Annotated in this window: 12 protein-coding genes; 6 read left to right on the plus strand and 6 right to left on the minus strand. The window is 48.5% G+C overall.

The annotated features are described in order from the left end of the window. Positions 1-11: 11 nt before the first annotated feature. Both ACKRDP_RS04355 and prfB read right to left on the minus strand, forming a co-directional pair. The gene (locus ACKRDP_RS04355; protein WP_409153530.1) at positions 12-1,127 is read right to left on the minus strand and encodes a 4Fe-4S dicluster domain-containing protein; all 1,116 of its coding nucleotides are present in this window, start codon (positions 1,125-1,127) and stop codon (positions 12-14) included. After that, positions 1,091-2,206: a peptide chain release factor 2 gene (gene prfB / locus ACKRDP_RS04360; RefSeq protein WP_409153531.1), complete on the minus strand. Its 1,116-nt coding sequence runs from the start codon at positions 2,204-2,206 to the stop codon at positions 1,091-1,093. The genes ACKRDP_RS04355 and prfB overlap by 37 nt, the downstream gene beginning before the upstream one ends. A 61-nt stretch (positions 2,207-2,267) precedes the next feature. Between prfB and rimI the strand changes: the two genes are divergently transcribed. Then, positions 2,268-2,768, plus strand: a complete 501-nt coding sequence (gene rimI / locus ACKRDP_RS04365) for a ribosomal protein S18-alanine N-acetyltransferase (RefSeq protein WP_409153532.1) — start codon at positions 2,268-2,270, stop codon at positions 2,766-2,768. Continuing rightward, positions 2,704-3,228 carry a hypoxanthine phosphoribosyltransferase gene (gene hpt, locus ACKRDP_RS04370; RefSeq protein ID WP_409153533.1) on the plus strand — a complete coding sequence of 175 codons (525 nt, stop codon included), beginning with the start codon at positions 2,704-2,706 and terminating at the stop codon, positions 3,226-3,228. Before rimI ends, hpt begins: the two co-directional genes overlap by 65 nt. Before the next feature lie 219 nt (positions 3,229-3,447). Here the strand turns inward: hpt and ACKRDP_RS04375 are convergent, their stop codons facing one another. Further along, positions 3,448-4,035 carry a nicotinamidase gene (locus ACKRDP_RS04375; RefSeq protein ID WP_409153534.1) on the minus strand — a complete coding sequence of 196 codons (588 nt, stop codon included), beginning with the start codon at positions 4,033-4,035 and terminating at the stop codon, positions 3,448-3,450. After that, positions 4,032-4,676, minus strand: a complete 645-nt coding sequence (sfsA, locus tag ACKRDP_RS04380; protein WP_409153535.1) for a DNA/RNA nuclease SfsA — start codon at positions 4,674-4,676, stop codon at positions 4,032-4,034. The genes ACKRDP_RS04375 and sfsA overlap by 4 nt, the downstream gene beginning before the upstream one ends. Positions 4,677-4,826: 150 nt before the next feature. Between sfsA and ACKRDP_RS04385 the strand changes: the two genes are divergently transcribed. The 3 genes from ACKRDP_RS04385 to ACKRDP_RS04395 are packed head-to-tail and all read left to right on the plus strand — an operon-like array spanning position 4,827 to position 7,306. Next, positions 4,827-6,065, plus strand: a complete 1,239-nt coding sequence (locus ACKRDP_RS04385; protein WP_409153536.1) for an aspartate kinase — start codon at positions 4,827-4,829, stop codon at positions 6,063-6,065. Beyond that, positions 6,055-6,999: a D-glycero-beta-D-manno-heptose-7-phosphate kinase gene (gene rfaE1, locus ACKRDP_RS04390; RefSeq protein WP_409153537.1), complete on the plus strand. Its 945-nt coding sequence runs from the start codon at positions 6,055-6,057 to the stop codon at positions 6,997-6,999. The genes ACKRDP_RS04385 and rfaE1 overlap by 11 nt, the downstream gene beginning before the upstream one ends. Then, entirely contained in the window at positions 6,977-7,306 is a 330-nt protein-coding gene (locus ACKRDP_RS04395) for a YraN family protein (protein WP_409153538.1), read from the plus strand. Before rfaE1 ends, ACKRDP_RS04395 begins: the two co-directional genes overlap by 23 nt. On the opposite strand, the gene ACKRDP_RS04400 is transcribed toward ACKRDP_RS04395, so the two are convergent. Beyond that, positions 7,257-7,856 (minus strand): hypothetical protein, encoded by a 600-nt coding sequence (locus tag ACKRDP_RS04400; RefSeq protein WP_409153626.1) that lies wholly within the window; start codon positions 7,854-7,856, stop codon positions 7,257-7,259. The two genes, ACKRDP_RS04395 and ACKRDP_RS04400, sit on opposite strands and share 50 nt — an antisense overlap. Beyond that, positions 7,777-8,559, minus strand: a complete 783-nt coding sequence (locus tag ACKRDP_RS04405; protein WP_409153539.1) for a glycosyltransferase family 9 protein — start codon at positions 8,557-8,559, stop codon at positions 7,777-7,779. Before ACKRDP_RS04405 ends, ACKRDP_RS04400 begins: the two co-directional genes overlap by 80 nt. 17 nt (positions 8,560-8,576) lie before the next feature. Between ACKRDP_RS04405 and ACKRDP_RS04410 the strand changes: the two genes are divergently transcribed. Beyond that, complete coding sequence (locus ACKRDP_RS04410) at positions 8,577-9,149, plus strand: RNA methyltransferase (protein ID WP_409153540.1); 573 nt, start codon at positions 8,577-8,579, stop codon at positions 9,147-9,149.

A 9,149-nucleotide genomic window follows, 5' to 3' on the forward strand; every position in this document is an offset into this window, starting at 1 on the left:
TCAAAAATTGTTCACTGAACCTGATTTTCATCCACCACCCTTCTTACCTCCTCTCTCACATCTATGCCCACAGGACACCATGTTATGCACCTTCCGCATCCCACACAGCCAAAGGTTTCAAACTGGTCCATCCAGTAGGCGAACTTGTGCATGAGCCACTGCCTGTAGCGGGAGTGAACGCTCTGCCTGAGGTTAAAGCGGTGGACTGTGGCAAAGGAAGGTGAAAAGCACGAATCCCAGACCCTTACTCTCTGGCTCTCTCTGAGCTTTAGGTCATTCTTTTCAAGTATGTCAAAGCAAAAACATGTGGGGCATGCCTGCGTGCAGGATGTGCAGGCAAGACATCGCCTTTCTGTATGCTCCCAGTATACAGACTCCATCCTGCCGTATAGCCTCTGTGGGAGACCTTCTCTTTCAAAGTGGATTTTCATCATGTCTTCAGTTTTCCTGAGCCTTTCTTTTTTCTCCTCAAAGTGTCTATCCTCAGCCGGTATTTTTCTCTCAACAGAGGCAAGGATTTTATCGCCCCTCTCAGAGCCTGCCTCAAGGAGAAAGCCCTCCCGAAGCTCCGTTATGAGAAGGTCGTAGCCCTCCTTTACCTCAGGACCCGTTCCCATTGTGGTACAGAAGCATGTGGCAGTGGCGTATGTGCAGTTTACCGCAACAACAAAAAGGTCCTTTCTGAGGCTGGCATAGTAAGGGTCGGGGTGGGGATTTTTGTGGAGAAAGACCAAGTCCAGCACCTTCAGAGCTGAAAGGTCACAGGCTCTCACATCAAAGAGGCAGAGTTTTCCCTCAGGCAGGCTTGTCTCAAAGGCAAGCCTTCCATTTTCTCTTCTCACCCTCATGAGGGTGAGCTCGGGAGGATGGAGAAAGCTCCTGGGGGAGTTGTAGGGATGGGTGTAGGTAAAGTAGCCCTGAGCCTTCTCAAGGGCATAAAAGCCGGGCCCTTCTACATTCCTGTAGCCCAGAGGAAGTCTTTCAAAGCGGTCAACCTCTGAAAAGACTATTACTCCTTCCCCGAGCTCGGGGGCTATGACCCTGTAAGCTTTCTTAAGTCTCTCAAAGAGCTCCTCCAGTCCCTCAAGGCTTAAGAGGTAGCCTCTGCCCTTTCCCTTGCTCTCCACCTGAGATACTCCTCTATGAAGGGGTCTATTTCTCCATCCATCACCGCGGAGACGTTGCCAACTTCAAGGCCCGTTCTCAGGTCCTTAACAAGCTGGTAGGGCTGGAATACATAGGACCTTATCTGATAGCCCCAGCCTATGTCAGTTTTTTCCCCCTCAAGTGCCTTTTTCTTCTCCTCAAGTTTCTGCAGTTCAAGCTGATATAGCTTTGCCTTCAGTAGCTCAAGGGCTTTCAGCCTGTTCTGTAGCTGAGACCTCTCCTGCTGACAGGAGACCACTATGCCCGTTGGCTTGTGCCTGAGCCTGACTGCAGTGTCTGTCTTGTTTACATACTGACCGCCCGCACCACTTGCCCTGAAGGTCTCCATCTCAATGTCTTCTTCCCTTATCTCTATGTTTATGGTCTCGTCTATCTGTGGTGCCACGCTCACGCTGGCAAAGGAGGTGTGCCTTCTTGCATTGGCATCAAAAGGGGAAATCCTCACCAGCCTGTGAACTCCGTGCTCTCCCTTCAGATATCCGTAAGCATAAGGACCCTTTATCAGGAGGGTTGCACTCTTTATGCCTGCCACGTCGTCCGGGTTTATGTCCACCAACTCCACCTCATAGCCGTGCCTTTCCGCCCAGCGTCTATACATTCTCAGAAGCATGTTTGCCCAATCGCAGGCTTCAGTGCCACCCGCGCCTGCCTGAACTGTGAGGTAGGCATTCTTTGAGTCCATCTCCTCTGAAAGAAGGGCTTTTATCTCAAGCTCCTTCAGAGGCTTCTCTACCGAATGGAGCTCTTCAAGGAGCATCTGCACCGTTTCAAGGTCCCCCTCCTGAGTTGCGTCAGCCAGCTCTTCTACATCTTTGAGCGTTTTCTCTATCCGCTCAACCTCCCTGAGGTTTTCCTCAAGCCACCTCCTTCTCTGAGTTATTGCCTTTGCCTTTTCCTGGTCGTTCCAGAAATCCGCAGAAGCCATACTCCTGTCTATATTCTTTAGCTCTTCCCTCATAGCCTCAGGGTCAAAAACGACCCTTGTATCTTCTAACTTCTCCTTCAACTCCTCCAGTTTGTTTTTAACCTCCGCAAGCATAAGTTTTAATATAATTCCTTTGCTTCAAGTTTGGAGGTTATCATGAAAAGGGTCAATAGTGATGATAAGGGAGATGAGACCAGAAGACATTGAGCATGTGCTGAAGATAAACGAAGAGTGCTTTAATTCCGATGCATGGAGTAGAAAGGCCTTTGAGAGAGAGTTTGAGCTTGACTACTCTTACAGATTCGTTCTTGAAGAGGGAGGAACCATAATCGGCTATGCAGTTGTGTGGAAGATTTATGATGATGCTAATCTTATGTCCATAGCGGTAAGGAAAGACCTCTGGGGTAGAGGCTATGGTAAAAAGCTTATGGAGTTTCTCGTAGAGTATTTTAGAGACAAGGCTCAGAGGATTCTTCTGGATGTGAGAAGATCCAACATAAGGGCAATAAGACTCTACCAGTCCCTCGGCTTTAAAATAGTTTCAGAAAGAAACAAATACTACTCGGACGGTGAAAACGCCTTCCAGATGATGCTTGAGCTGGAGGAAGAGGATGAGGATAAAGGGAAAACCTTTGAAGTTGCTCATACCAGAGGAAAGGATAAGGCAGAGGGTTGAGGAGCTGGCAGCGGTTATAGAAAAATACTACCCCGAGCCCTTTCTTGTGGTTGGACTTTTGAAGGGAGCCTTTGTCTTTACCGCAGACCTCATAAGGGCTTTTGACCTGCCTGTGCAGGTGGATTTTATGTGGGTTTCCAGCTATGGCTCATCACAGGAGAGCGCAGGGCATGTGAAGGTGGTAAAGGATTTAGACAGAGACATAGAAGGTCTGAGGGTTCTGCTTGTGGATGACATACTTGATACAGGCTACACCCTTGCAGAAGTCTACAGGCTACTCAAGCTCAAGGGTGCCAAAGACATAAAGACCTGTGTTCTCCTTGACAAGAAGGAAAGAAGAAAAGTAGATTTTAATGCGGACTTTGTGGGCTTTGAGGTGCCCAACCTTTTTCTCGTAGGCTATGGGCTGGATTGGGACGAGGAAGGCAGAAACCTGAGGGGGATATACGCAGTGGAGTAGCTCCCTGCGCCACGAACAGACTTACCTGAGGGGATAGACATCCGTGTAGCACCAGGCGTTGAAGGGTGGGTTACATCTCCTGACCCGAAACGGACCTCCTCCACCCTCATGTCCTCTATGTATACGGGGTGCATTTTGGCTCTCTCGTAGTCTATGGCAGGCACGCACGACAGAGCGTAAAGGCACGGGGTCAGAATCCTTAACGCCTTCAGAATGTCCTTAGTCCGCTACGTGGGGAAGTTCCAGCCCCACGGCACCCGAGAAGAGCATCTCTTCTATTGCCCTCTCCGAGTCTCCCGGGCTTACATCCACGCCTCTTATACCGTCCAGAAGTAGAAATGCCTGATAACCCAAATTTAGAGCTCCCAGCACCGTATTCTTCACGCAGTAATCGGTGGCAACGCCACCTACGAAGACTCTGCGTATACCTCTCTCCTGCAGTAGGCTATGCAAAACTGTGCCCTGAAAGCCAGAGTATGCGTCAAAATCCGGGCTTGTTCCTTTTGAGATTATAAAGCGGTTGTCATGGGGTATAAACAGGTCTGGGTGAAACCCTGCACCCTCTGTGCCCTGCACGCAGTGAGGTGGCCACAGACCTCCCTGCTCCTTGAAGGATATGTGATTTTGTGGATGCCAGTCTCTGGTGAAAAAGACCGGAAGCCCCCTTTCAAAAAAGAGCCTTATGTAATCGTTTAGCCTTGGCACTATGGTATCTCCATCTGGCACAGGAAGGGCACCCCCCGGCATAAAGTCCCTCTGCATGTCCACCACTATTAGGGCGTCCTTTGGTGTTAGCCTGACCTTCATGGCAGAACCTCCACGGGTATCTCTTCTTTTAATTTAATCTCCTCAAGGCTGACGGAACATCTGTAAGCTCTTATCTCAAGACCAAGCTGAAAGTATCTCAGTAGAGCCTTTGAAAATTCGGGGTCCACCCTCCAGTTGGGAGAGAAGACTTCCGCATCTCCCCTCTGCACTACAAAAACTATGAGCGGGTTGTATCCCTCTTTTGAAAGTTCTATGAGCTTTTCTATGTGCTGTTTACCTCTCAGGGTTGGAGCATCTGGAAAAAGGGCTGTGTTGTTCTCTACGAGGTTAACAGACTTCACCTCAATGGGCCTTCCGTTTATCAGGAGGTCAAACCTCTTGTTTCCAAAGCGGGGCTCAAAGATGGCCGGTGAGCTTACCCATTCTACATAAAGCTTTGGAGCTATGTGGGAGTCTATACAGACGAGATAATCTCCCCTCTTTGCAAGGATTATTTCAAAGGGGTGCCTGCCAATTGTCTTTTCGGCTACATATACTTCATTGCCAGAAAAGAGTAATTCCCTGAGCCTGCCGGTGTTGCGTATGTATGCGGTAAGTTCCTTGTCCTCAAGGGATATGAGTCCCACAAACCTGTTGAGTCTCTGAATAAAGTTTGCCTTTATCAGTTCTGGGAACTTCATTTTAGAAAGGCCCCACCGGGCGGTGGGGCAAAACAATTAGGGGAGGGAGGGGGAGGGAGTTTCTAACTGCCCCTAACTTTTTTATCCTTACAGATGATTATTATATACAAAATTTTTCTCCTGTCAAGGGGGTAGTATAAAATAGTATGGATGAGGCTAATTGTGGTCAAGTTTGGCGGGACTTCTGTGGGAAGTCTTGAAAGGATAGGCAATTCTGCAAAAAAAGTCCTTGAAAAGTTAAAGGAGGGTTATAAAGTGGTGGTGGTATCCTCCGCCATGGCAGGGGAGACAGACAGGCTTATAAACCTTGCAAAGCAGATAGAGACAATGCCCCCAGAACGTGAGCTTGACATGCTCATATCCACAGGGGAGCAGCAGGCGATAGCTCTTTTTGCCATGACTCTCCAGAGCCTTGGTGTTCCCGCAGTCAGCCTCTGCGGATGGCAGGTGCCTGTAATCACCGATGATGTGCACACAAAGGCAAGGATAAGGAAAATAGGCGTCCAGAGGCTCAAAAACCTCCTTCAGGAGGGCTACACGCCAGTGGTGGCCGGCTTTCAGGGGGTCACGGAAAGCTGGGAGGTGACAACCCTTGGAAGAGGAGGTTCAGACCTTTCTGCTGTTGCACTGGCTTATGCCCTTGGTGCAGACTGTGAGATATACACAGATGTGGAGGGAGTTTTTACGGCTGACCCGAGAATAGTGCCAAACGCAAGGAAGATACCCATAATATCCTACGAAGAGATGCTTGAGATGGCATCTCTGGGTGCAAAGGTGATGCAGGCAAGAAGCATTGAGTTTGCCATGAAACATGGTGTAAGAATACATGTAAGAAGCTCTTTTACTGACAGTGAAGGGACATGGATAGTCCCTGAGGAGGAAGTGATGGAAAAGAGCGTGGTTCGGGCAATAACCCTTGAAAGGAATGAATCAAGGATAACTGTAGTGCGCGTGCCCGACAGACCGGGCATAGCCTACAGTATCTTTAAGGCCCTTGGAGATGCCCATATTGTGGTGGATATGATAGTGCAGAATGTGTCCCATCAGGGCTATACGGACATGTCCTTTACCGTTAACAAGGCAGACGCACAAAAAGCAGAGGGTATACTAAAAAGAGTGGCAGGGGAGATAGGAGCTCAGGAGGTGGTAAGGGACGACAGAATAGCAAAGGTCTCTGTGGTGGGGATAGGCATGAGGAGCTCCTACGGAACCGCTGCAAAGATGTTTGAGGTTCTCTACAAAAACGGCATAAACATAATGGCCATATCCACCTCTGAGATAAAGATATCATGCCTTATAGAGGACAAATACGGAGAGCTTGCGGTAAGGGAGCTTCATCAGGCCTTTATAGAGGAGGGTGAAGAGGTAAAGGTGGTCAATGAATCCTGATAGGCTTTCAGAAATTCTTGAGAGGTTTAAAAGCCTCAGGGTTCTGGTAGTGGGAGATGTGATACTTGACAGGTATGTCTTTGGAAAGGTGGAGCGAATCTCCCCTGAGGCTCCAGTGCCTGTGGTGGAGGTTCAGAGGGAGGAGTTCAGGCTTGGTGGTGCGGGAAACGTTGCCCACAATCTGGCAAGTCTCGGGGTAAAAACATATCTTCTTGGCGTGGTGGGTCAGGACTTCGGGAGGCATATCATAAGAGGACTTCTTAAAGATTCTGGGATAGAGGACCTTCTTGTGGAAGACCCATCAAGACCCACCACAGAAAAAACCCGTATAGTGGCCCTTTCTCAACAGCTCCTGAGGATTGACAGCGAAAGCAGGAGGTCTCTGGAGGGAAAGGCTCTTGAGGAGCTTCTTCAGAGGATAGACCTGGACGTGGACGGTATAGTGGTTTCTGATTACGCAAAGGGGGTGGTATGCAGAAGCACTGTGGACAGGATAAGGGAAAGAAGGGTGTTCTTCTCTGTTGACCCCAGACCACAGAACAGGGAGCTGTATGTGGGTGCAGACCTGATGACGCCCAACGAAAAGGAGGCCATGGCAATGTTTTCTGAAGATAGTTTGCAGAGGCTTGGGTGGGGGCTAAAGGGGAAGCTCAGACTTAAAACCCTTGTGATAACACTCGGTGCCAGAGGTATGGCTCTTTTTGACAGAGAGTTCAAGGTGTTTCCCGCAAGGGCAAAACAGGTCTACGATGTTTCCGGAGCAGGGGATACGGTGGTTGCCGTGCTAACAGCCTGTGCCCTTGCAGGGCTGGACTGGGATACTGCCTGCGAGCTTGCAAACCTCTGCGCAGGCATAGTGGTGGGCAAACTGGGCACTGCGGTAGTAAGACCGGAGGAGATATTCCAGAGCCTTGAGGAAGGGTGCAGAATTTGAGGAGCTTGCGGTAAAGTATCTGGAGGGGCTTGGCTACAGAATCCTTTACAGGAACTACCACTGCAGAACAGGAGAAATAGACATCATAGCCCTTGACGACAAAGTGGTGGTCTTTGTGGAAGTAAAGGGTGGAAAGACAGAAGGTCTGGGAGACCCTGTGGAGAGAATGGACAGGAAAAAGATGGAAAGACTCCTAAGGTGTGTGGAATACTATCTTCACAGACATCCGGCAGAGGACTACAGACTTGACCTTGTGATTATAAGGGGGAATAACATAGAACACATAAGGGGTGTTGAGCTTTATTAACCATGCTCTTCCTTACCTCTTTCCTGAGCTCCTTGACTTCAACCCTGAGGTCTTTTATTTCCTCTTTCAGTTCTTCAAATCTCTTTAGGTTGTCCGTCTTAACCTCTTCAAACCTTCTTGCGGTATCTGCCTTGTGGTCAGCAAGTTCCTGTCTGACAAGTTTAATCTCTTCTTTGACTTCCTCAAATCTTCTTGTGCTGTCCGCTTTGACCTCGTCAAACTTCCTCGCGGTATCCGCCTTATGCTCCGCAAGTTCTCTGTGCAAGGCTTCTAAACGAGCTTCAACATAATCTCTGAACTCCCTTATAGACTGTTCAATCCCCGTAATTGGGGAAGAAAAATCGTCAAGCCTTTTGTCCAGGTACATAATAAGAAAAACACCAACTCCTACAATTGCTCCCACTATTGTTATCAATCCTATGACAAGCTCAAGGCTCACAAGAAAATCACAAAGCTCTTTTTTAGAGGTATCAACTCTGCATGTTGTATAGCATGAGAAACCTGTTGAAGAGCAAATCTGTATGAAGGCATTTCCTTTCCTCGCAAACATCTGGAAAGCATGGACTGCAGGAAAGCCCGAGGCTTATCTGAAAAACCCTTTCCCCTATTGGTCTCCACACGAGGGGGTCCGTGGGACCGTAGAAGATATAAGTTGGAAGTCCGCAGTAGCTGGCAAGATGGGAAAGCCCGCTGTCAAGACCGACGAAAAGCCGTGCCCTCTTCAGTGCCCTTGCTATCTCAAGAGGTGAAAAACTCTCAAAGTAATTTTTTATGTGGTCTTTTAGCCACTGGTCTGCTTCACCTATCAGGTATAGGGTTCTGAAGCCCTCTCTTTTAAGAAATTGCTCTATACGCAGAAAAAGCTCAAGAGGTGGATTTTTCTTCCATGAACCGCTGGAGGGATGAAGAACTGCATAGCCTTCAAGGAGGCCATTTTCTGCGGGCTCTATGGGCAGAACTTTTGAGAAGTTTCCCTTCAGAGAGAGGCTTTTCAGGTAATGCTCCACAATCCACACCCTTCTTTCCGGAAAGGGCTTTAGATTTCCATCCATACTTATGATGATTCTTCCCTCAAACTCTCTTTCGGGAATCTCTGAACTTACCACCTGAGCCCATCCCACCTCCTTTGCAAGTAAAAAGTAATCCGTGTTGCCCACAGCCCAGACAGTCTTGCCAGACTCTCTTAGGAGCTCAAGAAGGGGGAAGGTGAGAAGCGTATCCCCGAGACCACCCCGACGGTAAAGAAGCCACATGCTATAATAAGGAATTTATGATAAATCATAACGTCTTCATAGCCTTGCTCCATTATCCTGCCATGGACAGAGATGGAAGGACCATAATAACCTCCTTCACTACCATGGACCTTCATGACATAGCCCGCCCCGCAAGAGCCTATGAGATAAACACCTACTACATAGTTCAGCCCGTTGATGGTCAGAGATACATAATAAAGAAACAGATAGAATACTGGCTCTCAGAGGAGGGTTTTAGGACAAACCCCACGAGAAACGAAATAGTAAAGCTTGTGAGACTGTGTTATACCTTTGATGAGGTTCTTGAAGATATACAGGAAAGTAGAGGCAGAAGACCCCTTATAGTGGGAACGGACGCCAGAACCTATCCAAACACGGTCTCTTACCACTGGCTGTCGGAGGAAATACACAGAAGAGAGCGGGACTTTCTCATAGTCTTTGGCACCGGCTACGGCATACCTCCTTCCCTTATGAACACCTTTGACTACATCCTTGAACCTGTTTACGGTGCGGGTGAGTGGAACCATCTTTCCGTCAGGAACGCAGTTGCCATAATCCTTGATAGACTATTAAGCAGGAACAGGTGCTGA

The sequence above is a fragment of the Pampinifervens navoyensis genome (assembly GCF_046159715.1).
GTDB lineage: Bacteria > Aquificota > Aquificia > Aquificales > Aquificaceae > Pampinifervens.

Bases quoted from the DNA above. Each gene is read 5' to 3' on its own strand.
- prfB (WP_409153531.1), bottom strand. From the start codon at position 2,206: ATGCTTGCGGAGGTTAAAAACAAACTGGAGGAGTTGAAGGAGAAGTTA.
- rimI (WP_409153532.1), top strand. From the start codon at position 2,268: ATGATAAGGGAGATGAGACCAGAAGACATTGAGCATGTGCTGAAGATA.
- hpt (WP_409153533.1), top strand. From the start codon at position 2,704: ATGAGGATAAAGGGAAAACCTTTGAAGTTGCTCATACCAGAGGAAAGG.
- ACKRDP_RS04375 (WP_409153534.1), bottom strand. From the start codon at position 4,035: ATGAAGGTCAGGCTAACACCAAAGGACGCCCTAATAGTGGTGGACATG.
- sfsA (WP_409153535.1), bottom strand. From the start codon at position 4,676: ATGAAGTTCCCAGAACTGATAAAGGCAAACTTTATTCAGAGACTCAAC.
- ACKRDP_RS04385 (WP_409153536.1), top strand. From the start codon at position 4,827: ATGAGGCTAATTGTGGTCAAGTTTGGCGGGACTTCTGTGGGAAGTCTT.
- rfaE1 (WP_409153537.1), top strand. From the start codon at position 6,055: ATGAATCCTGATAGGCTTTCAGAAATTCTTGAGAGGTTTAAAAGCCTC.
- ACKRDP_RS04400 (WP_409153626.1), bottom strand. From the start codon at position 7,856: ATGTTTGCGAGGAAAGGAAATGCCTTCATACAGATTTGCTCTTCAACA.
- ACKRDP_RS04405 (WP_409153539.1), bottom strand. From the start codon at position 8,559: ATGTGGCTTCTTTACCGTCGGGGTGGTCTCGGGGATACGCTTCTCACC.
- ACKRDP_RS04410 (WP_409153540.1), top strand. From the start codon at position 8,577: ATGATAAATCATAACGTCTTCATAGCCTTGCTCCATTATCCTGCCATG.